The organism is Annamia dubia NIES-4383 (assembly GCF_055394725.1).
The window spans coordinates 2,551,147-2,578,089 of the sequence record NZ_AP025630.1; the positions used below are offsets into that span (position 1 = coordinate 2,551,147).

Sequence of the window (26,943 nt, forward strand, 5' to 3'; positions counted from 1 at the left end):
AAGCAAAATCCCAATCTCACAATTCAATTATGTTAACTTCTACTAAAAAATCAGCCCTTGCCCGTCTTGAGGAAGAACGCATGAAGGAAGACCTAATGGAACAGGAAAAAATGCGCGAAATTCATCTTTTATTAGAAAATTTATTTAAACGGGAAGAAACTACTGTGAGGATGGTTTTAGCTTGTTTATATGATGTGGGTTCAATTCGGTTAATTAACAAAAAAATTCATAATCGCTCTGTTAATGGACTTATGAAATATATTATTAACCTCTCTAAACCTCTTTTTTTAATTATTGCCCTACGTTGGTTTCATAAAAATGTTCCCACTCGCTTAACTAACTGGTTGATCACTAAAGTTAATTTTTAAGTAATGTAAAAAAATTTTTTTTTGACTGTTACTCAAGTTTTTTTTGGTTTAAAGCTTGTTATAACAGATTTTTGAGCAATTATAAAATTTTCATAAAATTTTTCTATTGTCCTTTAGCTTAACAAAACTTTATACTAAAATGGACTTAACTTTACATTTCGTAAAATATGTTGATCTCAATTCTCATTTTTGATGTGGTGCTGGTGGCTTGGTCATTGAATTTAATGCAAAAAGCCTTTGATTATCAAGAGTTTTCTTTTATGTTTGCGGGTACTTTAGTGGCTTTTTCTGCCGCCGCTATGTTAGTCGTTTATTTTTTAATGGGAAATTGTCTTCTCCATTTTCAACAAATTTTACATTAATAGACCTCTTGCGAAAGTATCAGACGATCGCCAATTTTGTCTTCAAAGAAAGCTCATAATTGTAAATACCTGCAATTAAATTAAATCTTAATCTAAAACGTTTTCTTCTATTTCTATATCGTGATGAAAGTATTTTAAATATTTTCAAATGACGATGAATATGTTCAACAATTATCCTTTCTTTTGCTAGTTGACGATTAAATTGTTTTTCTTCTGAACTGAGTTTTTGTTTCTTCTTTTTTGATAGGGATGGTACTATTTTTATGAATTTTATTAATTCCTTGATACCCTTTATCTGCTAAACATTTGGTATCTTCATTTAGATTTATTTTACTTTTTTAAACAGGTTAAAATCATGAATTTGTCCTTTTGCAAAAGCTGTACAAATTATTTCTGCACTTTTTTATTGATCAATAGTTGGGATTTTATTGTATGATAGCCTTGCTTCCCACTATAATAACTTTTCTGTTTTTTTTGAGGACGTTCTATCTCATGTTCTGAGACATCAACTGCTACTATTTCGATCTCATTCTCACTTTGAATTAGCGTTCTTTTCCCCTGTAAAGTAAACAAACCTGAACTAATTAAAATTTTCTCAATTTTATTCACAATTCGACAAACATTTGATTCATGAATTCCCCAATCAATTGCTAAATGAAAAAAGAACGATATTCTCTTAAATAGGCAAGAGTCATTAATATTTGATCTTCTATAGATAATTTGCTTTTCCTTCCCGGTTTTTTTTGGAGTATTTTTTCAGCTTTGACAATTTTTACCATATCATTAAATGTTTCGAGCTGAACTCCACAATAGCGTTTAAACTCAGTTGAGTTTAATTTTTTGACTTCTTCATAATTCATATTCTGTTCTCCAATTTTTTCTTTATTGTACTTTCATGATCCCACTTTCGCAAGAGGTCTAATTATTAATGAAAATTAATTAAACTTAATATTAGTGCCAATTAGCGATTGAGTTGATTACAATTTAATCAATCTCTTTCTATATTTTGGAGAATCAATCAAAAGAATGAAAAAATTTTTTATTTTACTACTATTTTTATTGGTTACACCTTTAGGTTTAGTAGGATGTGGCACATCAACAATAACCTCAAATAATGGGGCAAATAATACCACTAATCCCAATCCTCCCCCTCCAGAAAATCCCCAAGAATCTTTGACTAAAGATTGGGTGGAATATACCTCAAAAGATAATGATTATACTGTTAAATTTCCCGCTACTCCAAAACAGGAAACACAAACTCAACCTAGTCAAGTTGGAGATTTAGAACTATTAATTGTAATGTATGAAGATACTAACAATAAACGGGCGTATTTAACTAATAGTATTACCTATCCGATCGATCCTAAAGATTATGATGCACAAAAAGGAATTGAGGGAGTAAAAAATGGGATTTTAGGTAGTGGAGATAAATCTACATTAGTTTCTGAAACAGATATTTCAGAAGAAGATATTTTAGGCAAAGAATTACTAATTAGTGATGCTAATGGTTATCAGAAAAAAGCCAGAATTTTTCTTGATCCTAAAGGGCCTACTCTCTATCAAGTTTTAATGGTAGTAGAAAAAGGTGATTTTAATTTTCCTGAAGCGGATGCTTTTTTTGATTCTTTTACGATTAATAAATAAAAGTAAATCCTCCTTTCCCAAAGGAGAGGAGGGATTATTTAAAAATTTGAAGCTTGGTAAATTGTGTATACTAAAAAACTAAATAAAAGGGTATTAATTAAAGTGAAACCATAACCTACACACATTAATAAACCATCACTTTCTAAAGTAGCAATAACTAAAGTTAAAATAGAAATAGAAGGAATAGGATTAGTTAAAGGAATAGGTAACATTAATAAAATAGTTAACCATGCAATACAATATCCATTAATTTTCCAAACAGAGGGATTTTCCGCTATTTCAAACCAACGAGGGCGCACAAATTTTTCTAAAAATTTAGTCAAATTGTTTAATCTTTTTAATAAAATAATACTAAAACTACGGGTAAATTTTAATTGAGCAATTCTTTTTGGTAGCCAAGGAGAACGCCTCCCTAATGCCATTTGAGAGGCTAAAAATAAACACCCTAAACCAAGAGGAATTGATAACCCCGGAGGCATGGGAAATAAAAAAGGTAAGGTTAATAAACCAATAGTTAAACTAATACCTCTTTCTGAAGTTTCTCTTAAAATTTCTTCTAAAGTTAAGGGGCTTTCTCCTGATTTTTTGAGTAAAGATTCAATTTCTTGAGAAAATTTTAGGTGCATTGATTCCGTTAACAGTTGACAATTAACAATGGACAATTGACAATTAAAAAAGTCATTATCTACTGTCAATTGTTAATAATTAAATATTATAACATTTTTCTCATTGATTAGAGGAGGGTTTTTTCAAAGTCGGGGTTAAAATGCAAAATAAAAGTGATCTTTTCTTGATAAAATCAGAAAGTAGATCACTATTTTTTTTGGCTCTTTATACCATTTACAAAAAGTAAGTTCAGGGTTAGTATAAGAATAGATTAACAGGAGCAATATAGCAATCCTAAATAGGTCATAACAGATATAATATTAATTATAATCTAAATTCAAGGAAAAAAAAATGAACATTATTTCTGAGTTAAATGATTTTATCAATCAAACAAAAGAGGCTAAAGAAATAAAAAGGGCTTTAGCTGTCAAAATGATTTTAGAAGGAAAATCATACCATGAAGTAAAAGAATTATTACAAGTTTCTCATAGCTTTATTAGTATGTGGAAAAATCAAGCTCTTTTTTGTGGAGTAGAAAGCTTGAAATTACAGTTTAAAGGAACTAAAAGTGAATTAAAACCAGAAGAAAAAGACCAAGTTATTAATTGGTTAAGAGAGCAAGAATATTTAAGATTATCAGATTTAAAAATTTATTTAGAGCGAGAATATAATATTATTTATAAATCCAATCAAAGTTATTATAGTTTGCTCAAAGAAGCGAAAATAAGTTGGAAAAAAACTCAAAAAAAGAATCCGGCTAAAAATGACGAATTAGTCGAAGCTAAAAAAAAGAAATCAGTGAAAAATTAGAGATTTGGAAAAAGAAATAGAGAGTGGAGAGCTTGTAGTGTTTATGATTGATGAATGTCATTTACTTTGGGGAGACATTTTAGGTTATGTTTGGGGAAGAACAGATCAAAGAATAGAAATTCCCATTAAAAATGAAAAAAGCCGACAAACTTATTATGGGGCATTAGACTATCAAACTAAAGAATTTATTGTCAAAGAATATGAAAGTGGAAATACAGAAAATACGATCAAATTTATCAAGTATTTACTATCAAAAAGAAAAGGAAAAAGATTAGCAATATTTTGGGATGGAGCAACCTATCATGACTCAAAAGAATTTAGGGAGTATTTAACTATAATAAATCAAGATTTATTGGAAGAAGAATGGTTAATTACTTGTCATAAATTTGCCCCTAATGCTCCAGAACAAAATCCGGTAGAAGATATTTGGCTACAAGTGAAAAATTTTATTAGACAATTCTATCATTTATGTAAATCATTTAAAATAGTAAAGTGGCTATTTAAGTTTTTTGCGCATGGTCAAATATTTGATTTCCCCAAACTTTATCAATATGGAATTTTGCCACAACCTATTTAGGATTGCTATAGTATGTCAGGAATATCAAAAATAGAAGTACCTGAGAATATAATTTTGTTATTTCAACCACCTTATTGTCCAGAAGTAAATCCGATTGAAAGACTGTGGTTATATATCAAACAACAGTTAAAAAATATCTGGTTTAAGAACTTAGATGATGTCAAAAATAAAGTAGCTAATATCTTAAATAATTTACAAGAAGATTTTATCCTGTCTTTAGCAGGTTGGGATTATATTATTAATGCTTTATCTGTGTAGCTACTAAATGTAAATGCTATAACAATCAAATTTAAGTCTGATATACCTTATTAATTAATAATATAATTACTTTATGCAGGTCTAACAATTATAATAACTTTTCCTGTTATATCAAATATCAATTCTACGATATAATGTTCTTGAAAAGCTTTAGCAACTAATGAACCGCCAAAGCCAATTACTCCTCCTGTTAATGCTCCGGGGACTACACCTACACCTCCAAAAAAACTACCAATTCCTGCACCAATACCAGTACCTAATGAAGTATAACCAATAAAAAATAAGGTATCAATATTAAGGTCTATTTGTATTATATTTTCAATATTATTATTAGGGAATAAACTTGTTACTTCAATAGCATTTGTGTCTATTTCCGTTAATTCTGCCGATAAACTTGGCGTAGTCATATCATTAGATATTTCTATTGGATCAATTTCAGTATCATCTGTTATGGGAATTATTTTTTTTAGATTTTCTGGAAATTCATCTGTCGTTTTATAAGGAGTTACAATTTCAAAAGTTTCATCTTTTCTAATTGATTTAATTACGTTTTGATAAAAACTCAATGAATCTGAAAAATTTATTTTTTTGATATTTTCTTGAATTTCTATATTCGTTGAAGGATTGATTGAAGTATCTAATGCAAATACAGGGAAATTGACAATTGTGTTTACTAGGAAAATTAAGGCAAGAGTCCAATTTAATAAAGCTCTTAACATAATGTTGTCTCTCACAGTTAATTTGTGTAATGTTATTCTATTTTAATATAAATAATCCCAATTTGAGAGATTAAGATTTATTAATCTTAATAAAAAATTAGTTACATTAAATTAAATAATCTTTAAGATTATGAATATACAATTAATTGCCATTGACAAAACTTCAAAGCCAAGACAATATAAAATTAACGTCTCAATTGAAGGTTTACAAGATCAATTTATGATCAAAGTTGAATCTGTAAATATTGCTAATCAAGAAATACAAGTTACTAATGGAGATGATCATTTTTCTCAATTTTTTAAATTTAATCAGATTATTGCTTCTGATATTTGTAAATTAGTTAATCAATTTCATAATCAGGAAAATATTAAATTACCTGTGAAAATTGAATTGGAAGAATACGATTCCGAAGATGCAGTAATTAAGGTAAATAAATTACCAATTAAAACTTAATTTGTAGGGTGGGTATTGCCCACCTTAACCAATTATTTATCATTTAATCTGCTATTAACATCATTAGCAAAATCTTCATAACGGCGTAAAGAAGTTACTTTAATTTGAACGTGCTGACCCATTTTTTTCATAATAGGTAAATCAAATAAAATTTGATCTAAAGTATCAGGAGAATCTACATCAACAATCACAATAACTCTGCGCATTCCTACACATTTCCATAAGTCTATTACCACCCCTTTTGACTTAGCATCTAAAGCCACTTTCGCTTCTTCAGACCAAATTTTAAATAAATCTTGTTGACTCATTTGCGCTGAATATTCTACCTGAAAATCAAGATGATATAACATAATTAATTAAACTCCTTATCAGTTGAAATTTGACAATTAATTTAGTTTCATTTTAGCTGATTAAATTAACTCGAAATTTTAAGAAAATCTAAAATTATGCACAATTCACAAAATAATCAAGCAACCTTTCAAAAATTACAAAAACTAGCAAACTTATTAGATAATGCTGTGACAATTCCTTTTACTTCTTATCGTGTAGGGATCGATCCTTTATTGGGTTTATTTCCGGCGATCGGGGATTATTTAGGATTAATTTTTTCTATTTATATTGTTTGGGAAAGTGCAAAGTTAGGTGTTAGTAAATCTACTCTTTTTAAGATGATTTTAAATATTATGATAGACTTGACAATCGGGATTTTTCCGGTAGTGGGAGATTTTTTTGATCTGACATGGAAAGCCAATTCTCAAAACTTAATTTTACTAGAAAATCATTTAAAATCTCCCGAATCCAGAAAAAAAACAGACAATTTATTTTTATTATTAATGTTTATTATTCTCATTATATTTGTTAGTCTAATCTCCCTAATTTCTTGGTTAATCTTAACCTTAATTTGGAATTTTTTGTCCCCTAGTTAGGAAAATGGAGATTGTTTTTAGCAAAAAAATGAGAGATAAGAGTCGGTTTTGGTGAAAAAATTGGTGTTTGATTTCCAATAAAATTCGGTTTTGCTGACGATTGATTAGTCTGCAAAAATAAATATAAAGATAAAGTAAAGACAATTGCTAAACAAAATTTTTCTAACATCTCTTTTCCCCCATCGTCAAATCAACGGATAATTTAATTATGGCTATGTTTTTTGAAAATTACAAGGGAGATCTTACCCAAATTTGGTAAATTCCCTTGGGTATGATCCGTATATTTACGGATATACTTTGCGTGTATTTACTGATCTAAGTATGATCTAAGTAAAGTTTTGATACAGTATTGTTAAATACTTTTTAATATTTCTTAACAAAAATTAACTTAATCAGGAGTTGACAATTAAAATAAAAAGCGTAATAATAATGAGCCAACTCCCGTCAAAAATTGGCCAAAACCGCCATCTCCCTCACTTTCAGGATTCATGGCCACTTCTAAGCCTTTAATTAAATTTTGAGAAGCCTCATAGCCTTGGGTATTTTCTTGAGTTTCAAAGAGTTGGGAGGCCATCTGAGCGTCTTGCATGGCACCGTTGAGATCCCCCATGCGATAACGTAAAATTCCTCGCCCTAAATAGGCGGGAGCGTATTCGCCATCAACGCTAATGGCTTGATTATAATAGTTAGCGGCCGCTTGATAATGTCCTTGATTGACTTCGGTTAAAGCCCAGCGTTGGAACTGTTCAGGTGTTCCGGCATAATTTGGCACACCGATCGCCCCTTGAAGATAGACTAAATTAAGGTCTACTCCCATTAAATTACTATTAACTAAATAGGCATCCCTTAAGTCAGCGCCCGTCAAGTTAGCGCCCGTTAGGTTAGCGCCCGTTAGGTTTGCACCATTTAGGGAAGCGCCCGTTAAGTTTGCACCTGTGAGATCAGCCCCAGTGAGATCGGCACGACTTAAGTTAGCTCTGACTAAGTTAGCTCCCCTCAAGTTAGCCCCCACTAAGTTAGCCATGACGAGGCCACTGTTAGAAAGCTCACAATTTTCACATTGTTTAGTATTGATTAATTGTCTTAAATGGGTGAGATTTTCAGCTTTAACTGGGCTAGTTAGGTTAAAGACTGAGGCGATCACTGTGAAAATTATTATAGTTTTTTTCATAATTATTATTATTAAATTTTGAATATTAATGATAATCATTAAGGCTAAAGCCTGCGCGGGCAGGCTTTGTCTATCTAGCCCGACCCTTGAGGGTTTGGGGCAATTCAATTGTCAATTTTCCATTGTCAATTGATTAAACAATCTTTGAGACAATAAACCACCCTTTCTTGTTCCTCAATGGTTAGATCTGGAAACATCGGTAAAGATAAAACTTGACCTGCTACCTGTTCTGTAATGGGAAAATCCCCCCGATGATAACCTAAATTTTGATAAACTTCCTGTAAATGTAAAGGAATGGGATAATAAATCATCGCAATTACCCCTAATTCTAACAATTTTTCCCTAACTTGATCTCGAAAATTATGCTCCGAAGAATCATTATTTTTAATTAAAATAGTATATTGATTCCATGTATGTTTTCCCCCTTCTATCCTTTGGGGTAAAGTTAAATGGGGGATATTTTTTAATAATTCATGATAACGGCCGGCGATGGCACGGCGTTGGTCATTCCATTGATCCAAATAACGTAATTTAACCGCTAAAATGGCCGCTTGAATGGCATCTAAACGACTATTAATTCCTATTTCTTCATGATGGTATCTTTGACGACTGCCATGCTCTTTTAACATTCTAATTTGGGCGGCCAAATGATGATCATTAGTGGTGATCGCCCCCCCATCACCACAAGTACCTAAATTTTTGGTAGGGAAAAAACTGAAACAGCCGATCTGGCCGATACTACCAACTTTTTTACCTTCCCATTCTCCTCCTGTGGCTTGGGCGCAGTCTTCAATCACAATTAAATTATATTTTTGAGCTAACTCTAAAATTGGATCCATTTTCACAGGTAAACCGAATAAATGTACCGGAATAATGGCCTTAGTTTGGGGGGTAATTTTAGCCTCAATTTGACTCACATCAAGATTAAAAGTTTCCCTATTAATATCAACAAAAACAGGTTTAGCTCCTACTGTGGAAATAACTTCAGCCGTAGCAATAAAAGTAAAAGCAGTGGTAATTACCTCATCTCCCGCCCCAATATTTAAAGCCCTTAAAGCCAAATAGAGAGCATCAGTACCCGAATTACAACTAACACTATAGGAAACATCATGATATTGGGCAAATTGTTGTTCAAACTGACTGACTACCTCGCCGCCGATATAATGTCCAGAGCGAAGAACCTCTAAAACGGCACAGTCAAGCTCTTGGGCGATGGTTTCGTATTGTTTTTTAAGATTAACAGGAGGAATGGTTTTGCTCATTGAATATCTAAAATCGTAATTTATTATCTTTGTAGAATAACGGAAAAGTTGCCTTTAATCTAACAAGAGTGATTAATTTTTGATTATGGTTCAAAGGAGATTTTTGATTTTATTTTATTTAATTTTTTATACTACTGTAAATTGGCATTACAATTAATTTATGATCAGTTGTTGATGGCCTGTGGTGATCGCCCCGTCATCATAACCTAATCAATCCCTAGTTCCCAACAAGTCTAATCTTTATGGCTACCACTTACATTGTTGAACCAATTTTAAAAATTAACGGCTCTGCGGCCTCCGATGCTTTGATTGAGGATATTTTACAAATTTGTGTGGAAGAAAGTCTCCATTTACCCGCTATGGTAACGATCATTATTAAAAATGATCCTTTTTCAGCCCGAAGCAATGATCAGATCTGGAAGCATCAGAGTTTATTTGAAATCGGCACGGAAATTTCCGTTGGTTTTGGTTCTAGTACAATGGATGATGCGGAGTTTGCCACTCAGTTAAAAGGTGATATTTTTCAAGGTGAAGTCACGGCGATCGAAAACTTTTTTACTCAAGAATCTCAAGCCCCCATTATCATCAGAGGTTATGATGTGGCACATCGGTTACATCGGGGGCGTTTTAACCGTTCTTTCCAAAATGTGAAAGATTCTGATGTGGTCTCAAAAGTGATTGGTGAAGTGGGGATCTCCGCCGGAACAGTGGAGGCTACCAGTACCACCCATGAATATCTTTTTCAAGAAAATCAAACTAATATGGAGTTTTTGCGCGAAAGGGCGGCGCGTAATGGTTATGAGTTGTTTGTGCAGGATGGAAAATTGAATTTTCGCAAACCGAAAAGTGGGGGATCCGTTGCTTTAACATGGTTAGAAGAATTACAAAGTTTTAAAGTTCGGGTCAGTAGTGGTGAACAGGTTAATAAAGTTGAAGTAAGGGGCTGGGATTATGAACAGAAAAAGGCCATCGTGGGAACGGCTAGTAGTGCAACGGTTTTAACGTCTAATCAACATGGTACGGGATCGGCTAAAAGTAGTGCTTTTAAGGGTAAACCCACTACTCCCACTGTCACTATCGTGGATCAGCCTGTTTATTTAGCTACGGAAGCCACCTCGATCGCCCAGTCTTTATGTGATGAGTTGGGAGGAGAGTTTATCCAAGCCGATGCGATCGCCATTGGCAATCCTACGATCCGGCCGGGGAAGGTGGTAACTTTACAGGAAATGGGCAAATATACGGGGAGTTATTATGTCACGGAAACCCGTCATTTGTTTGTCAATCGGGTTTATACCACTGAGTTTAGTGTGAGGGGCTTGAGGGGGGGTGATATTTTAACGGCTTTATCTCCTCAAACCCGTTTACAGCCCGGCCAAACTTTAATGATCGGCATGGTGACGAATAATAATGATCCCAAAAAATGGGGACGGGTTAAGGTTAAGTTTCCTACTTTAACGGAGGAACATGAGAGTCATTGGGCAAGGGTAGTGGCGATCGGGGCAGGCCCTGATCGGGGTTTTGATTGTTTACCGGAGATCAATGATGAAGTTTTAGTGGCTTTTGAACATGGTGACATTCATCGGCCTTTTGTGTTGGGGGGTGTGTGGAATGGGAAGGATGCCCCTCCCACCGTTGTTACTGAGTCGGTAGTAAGTAGTAAAGTGCGCTTGAGAACTTTTAAAACTCGCACTGGCCATACTTTACAATTTGTAGAGGAAGATAAGGCCAGTAGTAAGAAGGGGGTTTATACTGATACGGTTTATAAACATAAAATTCACTGTAATGATAGTGAGAAAAAAATTAATATTGAAACGGGGGGATCCCACTATGCTTTATTAGATGATCAAAATAAAAAAATTGAAATTAAAACCTCTGGTGGTCATAAAATTTTAATGGATGATTCTGCCAAAAATATTGATCTGATTTCTACTGGTAATATTAATGTAAAATCAGGCACCAGTGGCACTTCTAAAGATATTAATATTAATGCGGGGAATATTAATTTAACCGCAATGACGAAAATTACCTTGAAGGTTGGTTCTAATACTATTGAAATTAGTCAAAGTGGTATTAAAATTAATGGTGTTAAGATTGAGGCTAAAGCAACGGCTACTGCTAATTATGAAGCCAATGCTTCCATGACGATTAAAGCCTCTGGTATGATGACGGTTGAATCTAGTGCTATTACTAATGTTAAGGGATCAATGGTTAAGATTAATTAATATTAATTAGGTAACGATTTAAACTTATTTTGATAAACTAAAATTAAGGTGTTCATTTCTTAATTTATTGGATCACAAAGAAAGATGACTCAAGAAACTCAATTATCAGAACTTTTACAAAATTTCCGGCGATCGCTTGAGTTGTCTGATCTTTCTGTGACTGATTTTTCTCAAACGATCGCCAAGGTAATCCATCAGCAATTAAAATTAGAAACTAATAGTATTAATGAGTTAGAATCAATTATTCAAACTAAATTAGAAGAAATTATCCAAACTAAGTTATTGTCACAAACTAAAGAATTAGAAAATAATTTGATTTTTCAAAATAGTATTATTAAAGTTACGCAACAAATTCATAGTAGTTTAGATTTAGAAACTATTTTACAAGTTTTTGTTAAAGAAATTCATCATGTTTTAATTTGCGATCGAGTTTTAATCTATCAATTTTTAGATGATATTACCGGAAAAGTTATTGTAGAAGCGATTAATGATCAAGTTAGTTCTGTTTTAAATCTTAGCAATCAAGATCAATGTTTTATTAATAATTATGAACAATTACAAGCTCCCGATTATGTTAGGATAATTAATAATATTACACAAGCTGATTTATCACCTTGTCATCAAAAATTTTTAGCACAATTAAATGTTAAATCAAGTTTAATCGTTTCTATTAGTGTAAGTGGTAATTTATGGGGTTTAATTATTTGTCATCAATGTAATTCTTTTCGGGAATGGCTACCTCAAGAAATTAAATTACTTCAACAGATTTCTACTCAGGCCGGCATGGCAATTTATCAAAGTCAATTATATCAACAAAGTTGTGAAACGGCTGATATAGCAACCGAAACGGCCTTTAAATTACAAAGGGTAATCGAACAACAACAGGCTACTTTTAGAGTTGTTACCAAGATCAGAGAATCCCTTGATTTAACTACTATTTTTGAGTCAACTGTTGAAGAAATTAAACAGGTTTTAAATCTCGATCGAGTGGCTATTTGTTGTTTAGAAAATCAATTATTTAATCAAACAGATCAGCCCATTACTATCAATTTTATCGCCGAAGGATTAAACGAAAATTGCCCCTCATTGTTAAAATTAAAATTTGATTATCCCTATTTAACTGATAAAATTAAATCAATTTTTGAAAAGGGATTAATTGAACAAATTGATGATGTGGAACAAGTACAAGATACTTTATTGACAGAAGAAAAAGAATTTTTTGGACAATATAATATTTTTTCCCATTTGGGGATCCCTCTATTTAAAAATGATAATTTATGGGGGATAATTTATTTACATAACTGTCATTATGCAAGGGAATGGCTACCTTCAGAAATTCAATTTGTTCAACATATTTCCACTCATTTAGGGGTAGCAATTCAACAAAGTTCATTATTAACTAAAACTCAACAACAAACGGAAAAAATCACCAAAACTTTAAATGATTTAAAACAAGCCCAAACCCAGTTAATTCAAGGGGAAAAACTCTCAAGTTTAGGGCAATTAGTGGCCGGAGTTGCCCATGAAATTAATAATCCAGTTAACTTTATTTATGGAAATTTAACTTATTTAGAAGGTTATATTAAAGATTTAATGAAGTTAATTTCTGTTTATGATCAAGCCTATCCCGATCCGCCGGATCAAGTATTAGATGAAATTGAAGAAATTGATTTAGAATTTATACAGGAAGATTTACCAAAAGTAGTTAATTCTTTAAAAATTGGGGCCGAAAGAATCCGTCAAATTGTGTTATCTTTGCGCAATTTTTCCCATAAAGATCAAACAGAAAAAAGATTTCTTAATCTTCATGAAGGTCTTGATAGCACTTTATTAATATTATATCATCGTTTGAAAGCTAAAGGTTCTCAACCGGAAATTACAGTTATTAAAAATTATGGTGATCTCCCTGAAATTAAGGGTTATGCGGGGCAATTAAATCAAGTTTTTATGAATCTTTTTAGCAATTCTATTGATGCGATCGAGGAAAAATTAATGCTTAAACCTGATTTTGCTCCAGAAATTACCCTTTCCACTCAAAACTTTCCCCAAACTCAAGAAATCTTGATCGAATTGAGTGATAATGGCAAAGGAATGCCGGAAACTGTACGTCAATCCATTTTTGAACCTTTTTTTACTACTAAGCCTGTGGGAAGGGGTACAGGCCTCGGTTTGGCTATTACCCATCAAATTATTGTGGAAAAACATGGGGGTAAAATTCAATGTTTTTCTGAAGAAGGTAAGGGTACAATTTTTAAAATTACTTTACCTTATTAGTTTAATAATTGACAATTTCTTTGACTTAAAATTGAATATCTTACCCAATTTTTTATTTGTTATTTATTGATTAAATTTTGATTATGCCATTACCTTTATCATGGGATTTACCGGAAATTATTAAAACTAGATTTGGCCAAAAAAGTTCGGGAAAACAACGAGCAATGGAGGCTCAAGGGCATTTATTATTAGTTTTACATAAAGCCCCTCGTCAACATCAAAAAAATCGGGAAAGTGTTTTTTATTGGCGCAAACCTTCAGGTGAATGGTTATCAAGTGAACAAAAAAACACTTTATTAAGTCAACAAAAAGCCGCAGGAATTAAACAATTAATTAATCATCTTCAAGAATATGCGCAAATGGAAAGGGATTTTACTCAACAATATCATAATGCTAAAAATGCTCAAGATTATTTTTTAATTTTACAACATTTGACTCCTCTTAATCGTTCGATTAAAAATTTACACGCTACTTTACAATCAGCAAGAGAAGAAATCCCAGACGATCGAGATTTAATAGATTTAAGGGATTTTGCTTACGAATTAGAACGTAATTTAGATTTAATTTATACTGATACTAAGAATGCCCTTGATTTTTATTTAGCACAAAAAGCAGAAGAACAAAATCGTTTAACCATTCAATCTTTGCATTTTAGCGATCGTCTTAATATTTTAATGGCAATTTTTTTGCCTTTAACTGCTATTACAAGCGTTTTTGGGATGAATCTACCCAGTGGCTTAGAAAATAGCCCAACTATCTTTTTTTGGTTGATTTTTAGTGGTGGTATTTTCCTTGGTTTTGTGATGAGAGGTTGGGTTTTTAATAGTAAAATTCTCTCTAATTTTAGAGAAAAAGAAAAATAAAATCCCCGACTTTTAAAAATGAAATTAGGCGGCAGTTAGATCATATAAAATATTTTTAGGTTGGGGTAATTCTTTTCCATCTTCTTGATAAATTTCAATGTAACTTTCAATTACTTCTCTACCATGTTTAGCCGCTTCTTCATAAGTATCACCATGGGTATGAAATTCTTGAAAAGGAAAGTCAGGTAAATGGACTAAATAACATTGATCTTCGTCACTCCATGTAATAACCATTGAGTAATTAATATTCATAATAATTCCTCCAGTTGTTTTAATCTTTGATTAACTTGTTTTTCTAAATAAAGTTTAGCATCATTACCATTTTTTTAATTCTCTAATCTTTTTTAGCATAAATCAACAATTTTTAATCAAAATTATAACAAATAATCTTGTAAGGTGGGCAAATTTTATTTAATTATTGTTTCTTTGCCCACCCTACTATTTTAAATCATTTCTTCTGCTAATAAACGTCCATCAACTCTTTCATATTCATCTTCAAGTAACCAAGAATTAGCCTCATCATAATTTGAAGTAGAAAAAATAACTTTATTATGATTAGCAATATCACAAATATTAAATTGATTATTTTTATTTTTAATTAACATTAATATTGTAGGAGGGAAAACAATCGGATCAATCCATAATTCGATAAATTCCCATTGATTAAGTTGTTTTTCTTGGATTAGTTCTGGGGATAACATGATACAAATTGTCTCCTTTAATAATTTTTATTTCGGCGTAGTAAAGAGGGATTTTACTACCATCAATTTTAATTATATAGCCAATGGATTCAGTAAAATATAAACCATATCTTTCATATTTATCCGTCTCATCATTAATTCCTGTTTGTTCACCTTGATTAATAATAATTTCAATTACCCTTTCCATTGTAGCCTGATCATTAAAAACATGAGCTTTCCCTTCCTTTTTTAATAATCTTTTAACTTGTGTAGTTTCAGGTAAATGTTTTTGAAATAAACTAATTCTAGGATCAGGAATAATTTTTTTATTAATTCCAGTCATTTTTTAATTATTATATTCTTCAACTTGATCATTATTAAATATATAACCATTTTCATTAAAATTTTCCTCTAAATGATCTGTCATAATTTCTTCCTCTAAAATATCATCTTCGATCGGTGCTACAAGTCTAATATTAATATCCACAAAAACTTTATTTTGTTTTAAGTTAATTTGTGCTTTTCTAACCTTAACATTAACATCTAAAGAATTAATCTCTAAAGAAAAAGCATCTTCATTATTAAAATCATGAGGTGATTCTATTTTATAACCAACTTCTTCTAACCATCTCACCACTTGCTCATAATTATCTAATTTATGATCACATTTATTAACTAACTTTTTAACATATTGATATAAAGTATTACAGAAATTAGCTTCAATACCTCTATTTTTTAAACCTCTTTTGTTTGCTATTTCCGCCGGACTATAACCACATAATAAACCTCTTAGATGCAATTTTTCAATTTCAGTAAGAGGTTTTCCTTTCATTTGTGCTAGATCTTTGTAAAGTTTTGTTAAGTCCCAAGATTTTTCTGCTTGTCGAAAATGATTGTTTGTAATAGCCATATTTATTTGATTTTTACAGTAACTTTGACTAACTAGATTATAACGTAAATTATAACTTAGTATAACTTATTTTGGGGAAAATATACTTGAAACTAACTAAAAACTAAAGTAAGTTATAAAAAAATAAAAATATGGGTTAGTTTTATGAGTCAAATTAAGTTACTACAAAACAAAATAAAGTCACTACCAATAATACAAAAAGTAATAATCTTTGCAATAATAGGATTAGTTATTTTTGTTTTTAGAGGTTTTTTTGGTAAGATTCTTGCTTTTTTAGTATTTTTTGGAATACTTGGTTTACCCTTAATTTTAGTTTTCAAATGGATCTCAAATAATCAAAAGAAAAGAGATAAAATTCAATTAGCCTATCAAGAAGCATTAGATAAATTACGAAAAGAACCCAATAATTCAGCCTTGAGATTTGAGGCTTTACAAGCAGGAAGAAATTATTATCAAAGTCTTCGTGATGGGATGCTAACTATTTATGATGAACAAGCAATCAATAACGATCTCAATACTATTATTGGGACAAATCCATCTAAATAGTCCCCCATTAGTTTAATATTAATTGTTATATAAATTCTCCTTTTAAGAAATTGTTATAAAAGTAGGTAATTTTTAAAATTTCCTACTTTTGAAATTGAAAATTTATCAACTAATACCATTTACATTTACTAGTTACATAGTTAAATCACTGAAATCTTTGTGAATAAACTATTCTATTAAGCCTCAGTCTGAATTTACTTTATGTAAATGGTATAAGGTAAAAATTCTAATTCATTAGCAATTAAATCTTGAAAATCTTGATCACAATGGCTGTGTAAATGAATTGTAGATGCTAATAATTCTGCTAAAATTTCTACTGTTTGTTTGTTACTTAAATCAGATAATTGTAATTGATTAATTAAAGAAATAACATTTTGACATTCTTCTCCCAACTCCATTATTAAATGATTTAAAGTAGAGTTATTTGTAGTAATGTTTCGTTCTCTAACTTTCATTCTTATTGATAAATTTCTTTAATTTTAAATACAAGAAACGGTTTTAACTTGAATATTAACATTAAGATTTTGACGAACAATATTAATAATATTAGTTAAATTATTCATCGTGGGATTACCTTTAGCTGATAACATTCGATGAAGACTTTTACTAGGTTTAGAAGTAGCGATCGCTAATGCTTCAAAACCAATTGTAGCATCAATAACTTCTCTTAAAATTAATCTTGCTGTTTCGGCTTCCCCATTAAGAAAAAGATAAATAGCTTCATCAAATAAAGCTCTAGCAAAAGCTTCATCTTGTTTAATTCTTTCTTTGATAGTTTCTTTATAATCTCTTGTTAACTTCATAAAATTTACCTCTTTTTATTATTTTTAGATTTTTCTTTTGTTTGTTTAGTAATTGCTTTTTTTCGTTGTTTATATTCTTGATAAAGTTGTTTAGCTTTTTGAATATCAGCTTGTTGATTTTTTTTTGTACCACCTCCAAATAAAATAATTAGTTGTGTTCCATCTTGAGCTAAATAAATTCTATAACCTACACCCCAATTGATTTTATATTCGCCAATTCCATCAAACCATTTAATATTTGATGTATTGCCTAATTCTAATCTTGTTTTAGCAACTGTCACTTTGGAGGCCGCTATCGGATCAAGACTATTAAACCATTTTTGATAGGGATTTGAGCCATCTTCTTTAATATATTCTTGAATTTTAATCATAAATACTAATAGTAACATATAAGTTACTTGTTTAGTAATAATCAAAAGTCGGAGATTTTTAAAATCCCCGACTTTTGTTCTCTAAAACTTCCCAACTAAAGCATCATTACATCTTTCACAAATAGTTGGATCGTCTTTAAACTCTCCAACTTTAACTGAATAATTCCAACAGCGATCGCATTTTTCACCATCGGCTTTTACTACAGCAATTTTTAAATTACCATCAGATAAATTAATTACATCGTGATAGTTTGATTCGTTAATTTTAGCCTCATCTGTGATAATTTCAACTTGAGAAACTAGGATTAAATAACGTAATTCATCTACCCTATTTTCAGCGTTTAAACTATCAATAGGATTGAGTTTTGTTAACCAATCTATTAATTTTTGACTTTCATCATAAATTAATACTTTAGCCTCTAAAGATGAACCAATTAATTTTTCAGTACGGGCTTTTTCTAAAATTTGATTAACTCCCGTGCGAATATTTCTTAATTTTTCACCTTTTGCTAAAATTTCAGGGTTTTGTGTCCATTGAGTTTCTAACTGTAACCAACCTGATTCAAAGACTGATTTAAACTCAGTTTTGTATGGTAAATTTTGCCAAATATCTTCCGCCATGTGGGATAATACGGGAGCAATAACTTTGGCTAAATTTTCTACAATGATTGCCATTACTGTTTGACAACTACGGCGGCGTAAAGCATTTTCAGCAGAAATGTATAAGCGATCTTTGGCAATATCTAAATAGAAATTAGATAAATCTACTACACAGAAATTCTGCACTTTTTGGAAGAATTTGAAAAATTGATATTCTTCAAAAGCTTCCGTAATTTCTGTTAGAATGTTACTCATTTGATGTAACATATATTTATCTAATTCTGGTAAATTTTCATAACTTACTGCATCAGTTTGGGGGTTAAAATCATGAATATTTCCTAATAAGAAACGGGCAGTATTACGAATTTTACGATAAACGTCTGCTAACTGTTTTAAAATAGTTTGACCAATGGGAACATCGGAAGAATAATCAACGGAAGAAACCCACAAACGTAATACATCCGCACCGTAAGGCGGTTCTTTTTTCTGATCTTTTCCACCGTTAATAATGATATTTGGATCAACCACATTTCCTAATGATTTACTCATTTTATGCCCTTTTTCATCGAGGGCAAAACCATGAGTTAACACCGTTTTATAGGGGGCAATTCCATTAACAGCCACGCTAGTTAATAAACTAGATTGAAACCAACCCCGATGTTGATCTGAACCTTCTAAATATAAGTCAACTGGGTATTTTAATTCTGATCTATTATTAGCAACAGCATTCCAAGATGAACCAGAATCAAACCACACATCCATAGTATCCATACCTTTCCGATAGGTTTTCCCATTATTACGATAACTAGGGGGTAATAACTCCTCCACTGACATTTTCCACCAAGCATCTGACCCTTCTTTTCTAATAATTTCTTTCACAAAATTAATAGTTTCTTCTGTTAATAAAGCCTCGCCTGTTTCTGTGTCATAAAATACGGGAATGGGAACACCCCAAGCACGTTGACGGGAGATACACCAATCACCTCGATCGCTCACCATAGCGGTGATTCGATTTTCACCGATCGAGGGAATCCAATTAACATTTTTAATCGCCTCTAATGCTTGATTTCTGAAGCCTTCAACCGATGCAAACCATTGTTCAGTTGCGCGAAAAATAGTAGGTTCTTTCGTGCGCCAATCATAAGGATATTTATGTTGATAAGCCTCCTCTTTTAATAATGCACCGCAATCTTTTAAAGAATTAATAATAGTTTGATTCGCACCTTTAGGAGTTTTATCTAATACATTTAAACCGGAAAATTGACCTGCTTCTGATGTAAAATTACCGTTAGCATCCACAGGGCATAAAATGGGTAAATGATATTTTTGTCCTGTAAAATAGTCTTCTAAACCATGGCCGGGCGCTGTATGAACTAATCCTGTACCGCTTTCTGTGGTAATATAATCACCCCCAATCACAACAGGACTTTGACGATCGAACAGGGGATGTTTATATTGACAATGTTCTAAAATTTCTCCTTTAAATGTGGCTTTTACTGTTAATTGAACTCCTAGAGTTTCTGTTAGTTTTTCCGCTAAATCTTTAGCAACAATTACATATTTTGTAGCAATATTTTCAGCAGAATTAACTTCAACTACGGCATAATCTAAATGACCATTAATCGCCACAGCCAAGTTTCCGGGTAATGTCCAAGGGGTAGTAGTCCAAATTGCAACAGCTAAATCCTCTTTATAATCGCCCAAAATATTCTGAGCTTTATCACTTAATTCTGTTACTTTAAAAGCCACATAAACACTTCTGGAGGTGTGACCTTCAGGATATTCTAGCTCAGCCTCAGCTAAAGCAGTTTGTGAGGATGGACTCCAATGCACAGGCTTTAAGCCTCGATAAATATAACCTTTCAGAGCCATTTGACCAAAAACTTCGATCTGTGCCGCCTCATATTCAGGATTGAGGGTTAAATAGGGGTTTTCCCAGTCGCCCCAGATGCCATACCTTTTGAAACCTTCAGCCTGTTTTTGTTGGGTTTTAAGGGCAAAATCACGGGCTTTGTAGCGGGTTTTGAGGGGGGTTAAACCCTCTCTCGTTTGTTGATCCATATTTTGCAACACTTTAAGCTCGATCGGTAGCCCGTGACAATCCCACCCCGGCACATATCGCACCTTATGACCTTGCAATAACTTATACTTATTGATAATATCCTTTAAAATTTTATTTAAAGCATGACCCATGTGCAAGTCTCCGTTGGCGTAGGGCGGCCCATCATGGAGAATAAACGGCTCTTTGGGGTTATTTTGTGCTAATTTCTCATAAATCTGCTCATCTTGCCAAAATTTCTGGATTTCTGGCTCTTTTTTGGTAGCATTTGCCCTCATATCAAACTTAGTTTGGGGCAGGTTAACCGTATCTTTATAACTTTTAGTTTCTTCAGTCATGATTATTGTTAAAATAGGTTTACATTTGTTTATATTATCGTGTCTAGGGATTTTATGTTATCTTAATATTAAAAATAACTTTAATTTTATTGAATATAAAGTGACTAAAAAATTTTTTTGTTCTTATCTAAATAGTTTAGTAGAATTAACTTTTGAATATGACAAAGAAGGGGATATACTTTATATTAATAAATGTGATACCTATGCTGAACAGGAATCAGAAGAAATTGAAAATTTAGAAGTAATGTTTTTTTCTAAAAGATTACTTCTAAATCAATGGTTTGAATTGCCAATTAAAGCTAATTTTTAACTAAGTTTAACAGTTTGAAACCATCATAAATTTATTTATAAACCATGACAATTTTGATATAATTTTCCCGATCCACAAGGGCAAGGATCACCTTGATTAACTTTAGCAAACATGGTATTAAAAGAGGGTAAATAATCAAAATAATCATCAGGAGGATGGTTGTCTGTTAAAGATTGAACTTGATTAACTTTTGTTAATAATTCTATATTATCTGTTAAAGATTTTAATTCAGAAGCTACTTCTAAAAGTGAAAAATTAAAATTATATTCTTCTTGTAAAATTTTAGCTTTTTTCATAATATTTTCACTGCTTAAACTTTGATGATTATTGGCAATAATAACAATATTTCCACTTGCTAAACTGCAAACATAAACATATTTAAAACATTCTTGAATTGTTTTTATTTTTTCTAGTAAAAAAGGATCGGTTTCTACTAAATTAATAATCATCACACCCTGATCTGATAAATGATCTTGACATAGTTGATAAAATTCTTTAGTAAAAAGACGATAGGGAGTATAACCATTACCTAATATAACATCAGTTATGATCAGATCATATTTAAAATCAGGATTAACTTTAGTTAGAAAAACTCTACCATCATCAGGATCAACAGTTAATCTATCATCAAAATCAAGGCCAAAAAATTGATTAGCTATTTTAATAATATTGGGATCAATTTCTGTGGTATTAATCATAGTTTCAGAAAAATAATGATAGAAAAATAGGGGAATTATGCCACCACCTAAACCTGCAATATAGATATTTTTCGGATTATTTTGCCACAATAAAGATAAGACAATAGCTTTACTATAATCAGCAATTAGATTAAAAGGATCATTTAAGTTAAATTGAGATTGAGTTAAAGCAGAAGATAAATTAACTTGATCAATTAAACCTAATTTAATAAAATTTTGTTGTTTTTCTACTACAATGAAATGAACTCCTGAAGGTTGATAAAATAAAAAACCATCAGGTTTAGTTTGTAATTGTATAAACTTTTTTTGTAGTAAACTAAAATGATTTTTTTGAAAATTTGGGTTATTATTTGTCATGGTTTTACTTAAATATTTTATGTTCAAAATTGGAGTTAACTTTAGCTAAATAATATACTAAATTGGTTGATAAAACTATAGAAATGATTATCAAAAATAAGAAAAGAAAATTACTAATATTTTGATTTTCTCTTACAACCAATTACCAACTAAAACATAGGGGGCCCAATAAAGTGGATGGGAAGACTCGGGATTTTTTAAAAGTTTGATTTGGGCTTGGCGCAAAGCCTCCGCTTTGGTAATATTTGGTTTTTGTAATTGTTGATAAAATTCAATCATTAATTCAGAAGTTGCCTTGTCATCCACATACCACAGGGTTGCAACCGTACTTCTAGCTCCCGCTCTGACGGCGATTCCGGCTAATCCCAACGCCGCCCGATTATCTCCGGCGGCCGTGCGACAAGCACTTAATACTAATAATTCAACATTTTGTTTTCCTGAACTCAATAAATCCTCTAATTGTTTAGCATTTATTTTACCATCGTAGGTCAAAATAAATGTATCTTGTGCTTGTGAACTAAATTCGCCATGAGTGGCTAAATGAATAATTGGAAATGAATTATTACTAATAATTTCTTGTAAATGATTATAAGTAAAATCTTGATTTAATAAAATTTCATTACTGATATTTTTAGCGATTTCTTCTAATTCTATCTCCACATTTGGTAGCGCATTAAAACCTTGAATCTCGTCAGTAATTCCCCCTAATAAAGTATTTAATTTTACTCTTGCTAATTGTCTAGTTTCTAATAGTTTTAAACCGGGAGATACGGCGATTGCATATTTTTCAATTAAATATTTTTGTCCATCATTTAAGATTGACATGGGGACATTTCTTAATGACCCATCTAACACAAAAGCTAGAGTTTTAATATTATTTTTACTTAGGTCAGGTTCAGTTTTTCTGATTAATAAATCATAAAGTTGTTGTGATAAAGGAAAATAATCATTACGACGGGTTACACGATTATTCGTTAAGAAATTTTTAATTTTTCTTAAAGTTGACTCTAATTCTGTTTGAGGAATGGGGTTAGAATAATATTTTAAATCTTGGCCGGGCAAGGATAAAATTAAATCTAATCTATCAGGTAAAATTATTGGATAAAGAACGGCTGTATCGGGGGATAATTGAGTAATATTTTCCGTTTTAACTTGAGAACAAGCATCTTGGAAAAAGTTATCTAATTCCGCAATTTGTAAAGATTCCATAATATCTAATGCTTGTTTTAATTGAGCTTGAGAAGGATTATTTTCTAATAATAAAGAGACAAATTCACGGTAGATAGGCTCAACAGTTTCACGGAAAGAATATTGTAAATCTTTATTAACAATTACAAGATCACTGCGCAAAAATTTAAGAATATTATAAGCCCGATTATAAGCAATTAAAGCTTCTGATTTTTTCCCTTGAGCTTTCAATATTCTGCCCAGTTGAGACTGCCAACGATAAGCAATATCATCTGCTTTAATTTCCTCTGTAATCATAATTGCTTTTCTCGTCAATTCTTGAGCTTTTGCTAATTGATTTTCCTGCTCATATTTTTCTCCTAAATAACCTAAAATATAAGCCTGAGCCTGTAAATCTTTAATTTGATTTGCTTCATTTAAGGTTTGTTCTAAAATTGGAATAACGGGTTTATTTTGTCCCGCAATAATATTAGAATAATTATCAAGAGTTTCTTTATTTAAAGTAATTAATTTACTTAAAGTGTAGCTATAATTAATTTTAGTATAAATTGAAGTGTGATCGATAATTAATTGATCAATTTTTGATTCAACTTCCCCTAATAAATTATTAATTTGTGTGAGAATAGCTTGTCTAGTTGAACCAAAAATATTATGATTAGTATTTAATTGAAAAATTAAAGTATTTAATAAATTTAACTGAGCTTGAATTTTGATAATTGGTGATTGAGTATTTTCGATCGCATTTTGATAAGCTTTAATTGTTGCTTGAAAATCATCTTTTTGATTTTGAAGATTATAATATAAATTACCTAAACTTAAATAAGATTGACTAATATTTTCTTGATCTTGTAAATTTTGAGCAATAATTAAACTTTGATCTAAATAGGTTTTACTATCTTCAAGTTTACCGATTACTCTTAAACTATCACCATAAATTCTAAAGCCAATTGTTTTTAATTCAGAATCTGGTAAACTTGCTAATTGTGGTTCAATTTCCGTTAATATTTTGACTGATTGAAGATTTAAACCTAATCTTTCTAAGGCTTGAGATTGATTAATTTTAACTCCAATAATTGAATATTGATCGTTAATTTGATTATACATTTTTTCAGCTTCTAACCATGTAGAAAAAGCCCTTTCTCCACCCCCCAAAACAAATTCTAAATTACCTTTATTATTAAGTGTTTGTGCTAATATTGCTATTTTGTTTGTGCCTATTTCCCCTTGTAAAATTTGCCAAGCCTGATTAAGAGTATTCTGAGCATCTTGCCACTGCCCTAACTGTAGATAAGCCGAACTTAAATTATTCAAAATCAGAGCTTGATTGAACAGATCTCCCGTTTGTAGTGCCTGATCTTGCCCCTGAGTCCAAAGCTCGATCGCTGAGTGAAAATCCCTCTTTTTGTAAGCTTTACGTCCTTTTTCGATTACATTTTCAAGGGAACTGGTTTGGGTTAAAACCAGATCACCATTAGCCCCCAAATCCCACGCTCTGACTTGATTTAAAGCACCTTCTTGAGCATTACGATTAAAAGACGAACCCAGATCCACAATCATAGTTTCTTGAGATAAAATACCCGTTGGATTAGGAGGTAAACCCCCTTTTCCTGTTACAATAAACTCACTAGATTGACCTTTATTACAGATATTTTGACCAATTAATTTAGAGGGATCAATCGGGCTATTAGGTAAATCAACTAAGCCTTGACTCACATCCACATCGGGGGAGGTAATATCCACAATACCAGACTGTCCATATTGAGAACTAGCGGTAATATCACTAAAAGAAGTTTGTAGATCACGGAATTTAATGCCATAAATACCCGTTGCAGAGATATTAATATTACCACCATTGCCAAGAAAAGCATTAGCCGTAATATCACTATTTTCATTGGCAGGAGCGACAATAAAAGGAGAATTAATCGTAATATTGCCCCCATCGCCACCGCCCCCCTCTGTTCCGGCGGTAGTAGAAATTAAACTATTATGTCTCATTAATAAATATTCACTTAAATTAATATTAATGTTTCCACCCCCACCAGTTAAACTTTCTGCCGTAATACTGCCTTGATTATTTAAAAGTAAAGAGTTAGCTGTAATATTCAAATTACCCGCCTCTCCAAAGCCAAAACTATTAGCAGAAATTTCCGCTCCATTTTGAATAATCAGACGATTGGTATTAAGATTCAAGTTACCACCATTACCGGTCGGTTCAAAGGGGAAACCTTCGAGTCCAGAGGAAACAGATATTTGACTGGGCAAAAATGGATTTTCTAGTTCTATGGCAAATCCACTTCCCATTAAAGTTATAGATTCATGAGCATTCAGATTGATCGTACCTCCTGCTCCATCTCCAACAGTAACTGCTAAAATACTTCCACCATCTATGATACTTAAATTTTTTGTGTTAACTGTTATTGCCCCACCATCGCCACTGCCGATACTAGAAGAAGTTAAAAAACTTGGTTGACTACTACTGACACCAACAATTTTGACTGATTCAGAAGCATTAATAATTAAATTACCACTATTTCCTGAATCAAAACTTGATACTGAAATGGCCGCACCATTGTAAAGAGAAAAATGCTGAGTATTGAGGATAACTGTCCCTCCATTACCCGATGAAGCGACATTAGATATAATACGACTATTATCAAATAATACCGAATTAATACCATTAACTGTTAAAATTCCTCCGTCATTCGCTCCTATTACATTATTTTCTATTCGAGATCTATTAGTTAGAATAATATTATGACCCTGTAAATTAATAGTTCCTCCCTCGCCACTTGTATTAATTTTAGCTCCATTTAATAGTTGAATATCTTGAAAAAGATTAACATTTCTATAATCAAAAATAAAGCCTTTATTACTATAATTAAGATTCACTAAACTATTAATTCCAACACTTCCTAATTCTACTTTGCCACTTTCAGCCGTTAAAGCACCTCCATCTAAAATAATATTTCCACCTAAAAGAGATAAACTTTGATTAGAGTTAACTTGTAAACCAACTTTTTGATTATTATTAGTATAAACTGATCGATTAATGATATTTCCTGATAGATTACTAAATTGCAAACTAACAGGATTACCAATTGTTAATAAAGGAGAAGTGTTAACATCTGTGGTACTAAAATAACTACCATTAGCAAAATTAATTCTACTAGCCGTTGTCCCTAAAAAAGAACCACCAATATTAAGTGTAGCTTGAGAACCAAAATTAATGCCATTGGGATTAAGTAATATAAAATTAGCATTATTATTAGATCTAATTATCCCATTAATATTTGAAATAGAATCACCTGTAACTCTAGTAATAATATTATTAATTGTTGCTGAATTATTAAAAAAAGCTTCGGTATTGGTATTAACTGAAAATTGACCAAAACTATGAAATAAATTATTATTAACAGTTATTCCTCCGTTGATTTCAAAAACATTTCCTATTTGTTGAATAGTCGTTGGTATTGTGCCATCTGTACTTATTTGTGCTGAAATAGGATAGCTAATTGTAATTAATAGAGATGTGGATATTACCGATAATAAAGATTTAGAAAAAATCAT

29 protein-coding genes and 1 pseudogene are annotated in these 26,943 nt (G+C 31.4%); 12 read left to right on the forward strand and 18 right to left on the reverse strand.

Annotated elements, in window-relative coordinates:
* Positions 1 to 29: 29 nt before the first annotated feature.
* Positions 30 to 368 carry a hypothetical protein gene (locus Anndu_RS11475; RefSeq protein ID WP_464101332.1) on the forward strand — a complete coding sequence of 113 codons (339 nt, stop codon included), beginning with the start codon at positions 30 to 32 and terminating at the stop codon, positions 366 to 368.
* Between the two features lie 167 nt (positions 369 to 535).
* Positions 536 to 730: a hypothetical protein gene (locus Anndu_RS11480; protein ID WP_464101333.1), complete on the forward strand. Its 195-nt coding sequence runs from the start codon at positions 536 to 538 to the stop codon at positions 728 to 730.
* 19 nt (positions 731 to 749) lie between these two features.
* Here Anndu_RS11480 and Anndu_RS11485 read toward each other — a convergent pair whose 3' ends face one another.
* The 3 genes and pseudogenes from Anndu_RS11485 to Anndu_RS11495 form a co-directional block, all read right to left on the reverse strand.
* Positions 750 to 1,025, reverse strand: coding sequence for a transposase family protein (locus Anndu_RS11485; protein ID WP_464104082.1), 276 nt, complete (start codon positions 1,023 to 1,025; stop codon positions 750 to 752).
* A 92-nt stretch (positions 1,026 to 1,117) separates the two neighbouring features.
* Complete coding sequence (locus Anndu_RS11490) at positions 1,118 to 1,339, reverse strand: hypothetical protein (protein ID WP_464104143.1); 222 nt, start codon at positions 1,337 to 1,339, stop codon at positions 1,118 to 1,120.
* A gap of 24 nt (positions 1,340 to 1,363) precedes the next feature.
* A pseudogene (locus Anndu_RS11495) lies at positions 1,364 to 1,590 on the reverse strand (helix-turn-helix domain-containing protein); the annotation flags it as partial.
* Positions 1,591 to 1,756: 166 nt separating this feature from the next.
* On the opposite strand from Anndu_RS11495, the gene Anndu_RS11500 reads away from it, so the two are divergent.
* The gene (locus tag Anndu_RS11500) at positions 1,757 to 2,374 is read left to right on the forward strand and encodes a hypothetical protein (protein WP_464101334.1); all 618 of its coding nucleotides are present in this window, start codon (positions 1,757 to 1,759) and stop codon (positions 2,372 to 2,374) included.
* A gap of 38 nt (positions 2,375 to 2,412) precedes the next feature.
* Here the strand turns inward: Anndu_RS11500 and Anndu_RS11505 are convergent, their stop codons facing one another.
* The gene (locus tag Anndu_RS11505) at positions 2,413 to 3,000 is read right to left on the reverse strand and encodes an exopolysaccharide biosynthesis protein (RefSeq protein ID WP_464101335.1); all 588 of its coding nucleotides are present in this window, start codon (positions 2,998 to 3,000) and stop codon (positions 2,413 to 2,415) included.
* Between the two features lie 340 nt (positions 3,001 to 3,340).
* Between Anndu_RS11505 and Anndu_RS11510 the strand changes: the two genes are divergently transcribed.
* A protein-coding gene (locus tag Anndu_RS11510; protein WP_464104048.1) for an IS630 family transposase occupies positions 3,341 to 4,367 on the forward strand; the annotation gives its coding sequence in 2 pieces (ribosomal slippage) (positions 3,341 to 3,786 and positions 3,785 to 4,367; 1,029 coding nt in all).
* A 12-nt stretch (positions 4,368 to 4,379) separates the two neighbouring features.
* Positions 4,380 to 4,625 carry a transposase gene (locus Anndu_RS11515; RefSeq protein WP_464101336.1) on the forward strand — a complete coding sequence of 82 codons (246 nt, stop codon included), beginning with the start codon at positions 4,380 to 4,382 and terminating at the stop codon, positions 4,623 to 4,625.
* A gap of 71 nt (positions 4,626 to 4,696) precedes the next feature.
* Here the strand turns inward: Anndu_RS11515 and Anndu_RS11520 are convergent, their stop codons facing one another.
* Positions 4,697 to 5,344, reverse strand: a complete 648-nt coding sequence (locus Anndu_RS11520) for a DUF6861 domain-containing protein (protein ID WP_464101337.1) — start codon at positions 5,342 to 5,344, stop codon at positions 4,697 to 4,699.
* A gap of 130 nt (positions 5,345 to 5,474) precedes the next feature.
* Between Anndu_RS11520 and Anndu_RS11525 the strand changes: the two genes are divergently transcribed.
* Complete coding sequence (locus Anndu_RS11525) at positions 5,475 to 5,798, forward strand: hypothetical protein (RefSeq protein ID WP_464101338.1); 324 nt, start codon at positions 5,475 to 5,477, stop codon at positions 5,796 to 5,798.
* 32 nt (positions 5,799 to 5,830) lie between these two features.
* Here the strand turns inward: Anndu_RS11525 and Anndu_RS11530 are convergent, their stop codons facing one another.
* Positions 5,831 to 6,148: a muconolactone Delta-isomerase gene (locus tag Anndu_RS11530; RefSeq protein WP_464101339.1), complete on the reverse strand. Its 318-nt coding sequence runs from the start codon at positions 6,146 to 6,148 to the stop codon at positions 5,831 to 5,833.
* 96 nt (positions 6,149 to 6,244) lie between these two features.
* Between Anndu_RS11530 and Anndu_RS11535 the strand changes: the two genes are divergently transcribed.
* Entirely contained in the window at positions 6,245 to 6,724 is a 480-nt protein-coding gene (locus Anndu_RS11535; protein ID WP_464101340.1) for a DUF4112 domain-containing protein, read from the forward strand.
* Between the two features lie 406 nt (positions 6,725 to 7,130).
* Here Anndu_RS11535 and Anndu_RS11540 read toward each other — a convergent pair whose 3' ends face one another.
* Together Anndu_RS11540 and Anndu_RS11545 are read right to left on the reverse strand one after the other, a co-directional pair.
* Complete coding sequence (locus Anndu_RS11540) at positions 7,131 to 7,895, reverse strand: pentapeptide repeat-containing protein (protein ID WP_464101341.1); 765 nt, start codon at positions 7,893 to 7,895, stop codon at positions 7,131 to 7,133.
* A gap of 125 nt (positions 7,896 to 8,020) precedes the next feature.
* Positions 8,021 to 9,157, reverse strand: coding sequence for a DegT/DnrJ/EryC1/StrS family aminotransferase (locus tag Anndu_RS11545; RefSeq protein WP_464101342.1), 1,137 nt, complete (start codon positions 9,155 to 9,157; stop codon positions 8,021 to 8,023).
* 242 nt (positions 9,158 to 9,399) lie between these two features.
* On the opposite strand from Anndu_RS11545, the gene Anndu_RS11550 reads away from it, so the two are divergent.
* The 3 genes from Anndu_RS11550 (at position 9,400) to Anndu_RS11560 (ending at position 14,516) form a co-directional block, all read left to right on the forward strand.
* On the forward strand, positions 9,400 to 11,379 hold the full coding sequence (locus tag Anndu_RS11550) for a VgrG-related protein (protein WP_464101343.1): 1,980 nt from the start codon (positions 9,400 to 9,402) through the stop codon (positions 11,377 to 11,379).
* Positions 11,380 to 11,463: 84 nt separating this feature from the next.
* Complete coding sequence (locus tag Anndu_RS11555) at positions 11,464 to 13,653, forward strand: GAF domain-containing sensor histidine kinase (protein ID WP_464101344.1); 2,190 nt, start codon at positions 11,464 to 11,466, stop codon at positions 13,651 to 13,653.
* Positions 13,654 to 13,736: 83 nt separating this feature from the next.
* Positions 13,737 to 14,516, forward strand: a complete 780-nt coding sequence (locus Anndu_RS11560; protein WP_464101345.1) for a CorA family divalent cation transporter — start codon at positions 13,737 to 13,739, stop codon at positions 14,514 to 14,516.
* Between the two features lie 24 nt (positions 14,517 to 14,540).
* Here Anndu_RS11560 and Anndu_RS11565 read toward each other — a convergent pair whose 3' ends face one another.
* The 4 genes from Anndu_RS11565 to Anndu_RS11580 all read right to left on the reverse strand — a co-directional run bounded on the left by Anndu_RS11565 (position 14,541) and on the right by Anndu_RS11580 (position 16,106).
* On the reverse strand, positions 14,541 to 14,768 hold the full coding sequence (locus tag Anndu_RS11565) for a type II toxin-antitoxin system HicB family antitoxin (RefSeq protein WP_464101346.1): 228 nt from the start codon (positions 14,766 to 14,768) through the stop codon (positions 14,541 to 14,543).
* A gap of 191 nt (positions 14,769 to 14,959) precedes the next feature.
* On the reverse strand, positions 14,960 to 15,217 hold the full coding sequence (locus Anndu_RS11570) for a hypothetical protein (RefSeq protein WP_464101347.1): 258 nt from the start codon (positions 15,215 to 15,217) through the stop codon (positions 14,960 to 14,962).
* A complete protein-coding gene (locus tag Anndu_RS11575) occupies positions 15,180 to 15,539 on the reverse strand; it encodes a DUF6972 family protein (protein ID WP_464101348.1) in 360 nt (119 codons plus the stop codon). The genes Anndu_RS11570 and Anndu_RS11575 overlap by 38 nt, the downstream gene beginning before the upstream one ends.
* 3 nt (positions 15,540 to 15,542) lie before the next feature.
* Positions 15,543 to 16,106: a helix-turn-helix domain-containing protein gene (locus Anndu_RS11580; RefSeq protein ID WP_464101349.1), complete on the reverse strand. Its 564-nt coding sequence runs from the start codon at positions 16,104 to 16,106 to the stop codon at positions 15,543 to 15,545.
* 144 nt (positions 16,107 to 16,250) lie between these two features.
* On the opposite strand from Anndu_RS11580, the gene Anndu_RS11585 reads away from it, so the two are divergent.
* Complete coding sequence (locus Anndu_RS11585) at positions 16,251 to 16,652, forward strand: hypothetical protein (RefSeq protein ID WP_464101350.1); 402 nt, start codon at positions 16,251 to 16,253, stop codon at positions 16,650 to 16,652.
* Positions 16,653 to 16,846: 194 nt separating this feature from the next.
* Here Anndu_RS11585 and Anndu_RS11590 read toward each other — a convergent pair whose 3' ends face one another.
* From Anndu_RS11590 to ileS, 4 genes are all read right to left on the reverse strand, one after another.
* Entirely contained in the window at positions 16,847 to 17,107 is a 261-nt protein-coding gene (locus Anndu_RS11590) for a hypothetical protein (protein WP_464101351.1), read from the reverse strand.
* Positions 17,108 to 17,131: 24 nt separating this feature from the next.
* Complete coding sequence (locus Anndu_RS11595; RefSeq protein WP_464101352.1) at positions 17,132 to 17,455, reverse strand: helix-turn-helix domain-containing transcriptional regulator; 324 nt, start codon at positions 17,453 to 17,455, stop codon at positions 17,132 to 17,134.
* Positions 17,456 to 17,460: 5 nt separating this feature from the next.
* On the reverse strand, positions 17,461 to 17,844 hold the full coding sequence (locus tag Anndu_RS11600; RefSeq protein ID WP_464101353.1) for a type II toxin-antitoxin system RelE/ParE family toxin: 384 nt from the start codon (positions 17,842 to 17,844) through the stop codon (positions 17,461 to 17,463).
* A gap of 63 nt (positions 17,845 to 17,907) precedes the next feature.
* The gene (gene ileS, locus Anndu_RS11605; RefSeq protein ID WP_464101354.1) at positions 17,908 to 20,823 is read right to left on the reverse strand and encodes an isoleucine--tRNA ligase; all 2,916 of its coding nucleotides are present in this window, start codon (positions 20,821 to 20,823) and stop codon (positions 17,908 to 17,910) included.
* A 100-nt stretch (positions 20,824 to 20,923) separates the two neighbouring features.
* Between ileS and Anndu_RS11610 the strand changes: the two genes are divergently transcribed.
* On the forward strand, positions 20,924 to 21,133 hold the full coding sequence (locus Anndu_RS11610) for a DUF2283 domain-containing protein (RefSeq protein ID WP_464101355.1): 210 nt from the start codon (positions 20,924 to 20,926) through the stop codon (positions 21,131 to 21,133).
* Between the two features lie 35 nt (positions 21,134 to 21,168).
* Here Anndu_RS11610 and Anndu_RS11615 read toward each other — a convergent pair whose 3' ends face one another.
* On the reverse strand, positions 21,169 to 22,188 hold the full coding sequence (locus tag Anndu_RS11615; RefSeq protein WP_464101356.1) for a fused MFS/spermidine synthase: 1,020 nt from the start codon (positions 22,186 to 22,188) through the stop codon (positions 21,169 to 21,171).
* 132 nt (positions 22,189 to 22,320) lie between these two features.
* Positions 22,321 to 26,943, reverse strand: coding sequence for a CHAT domain-containing protein (locus Anndu_RS11620; protein WP_464101357.1), 4,623 nt, complete (start codon positions 26,941 to 26,943; stop codon positions 22,321 to 22,323).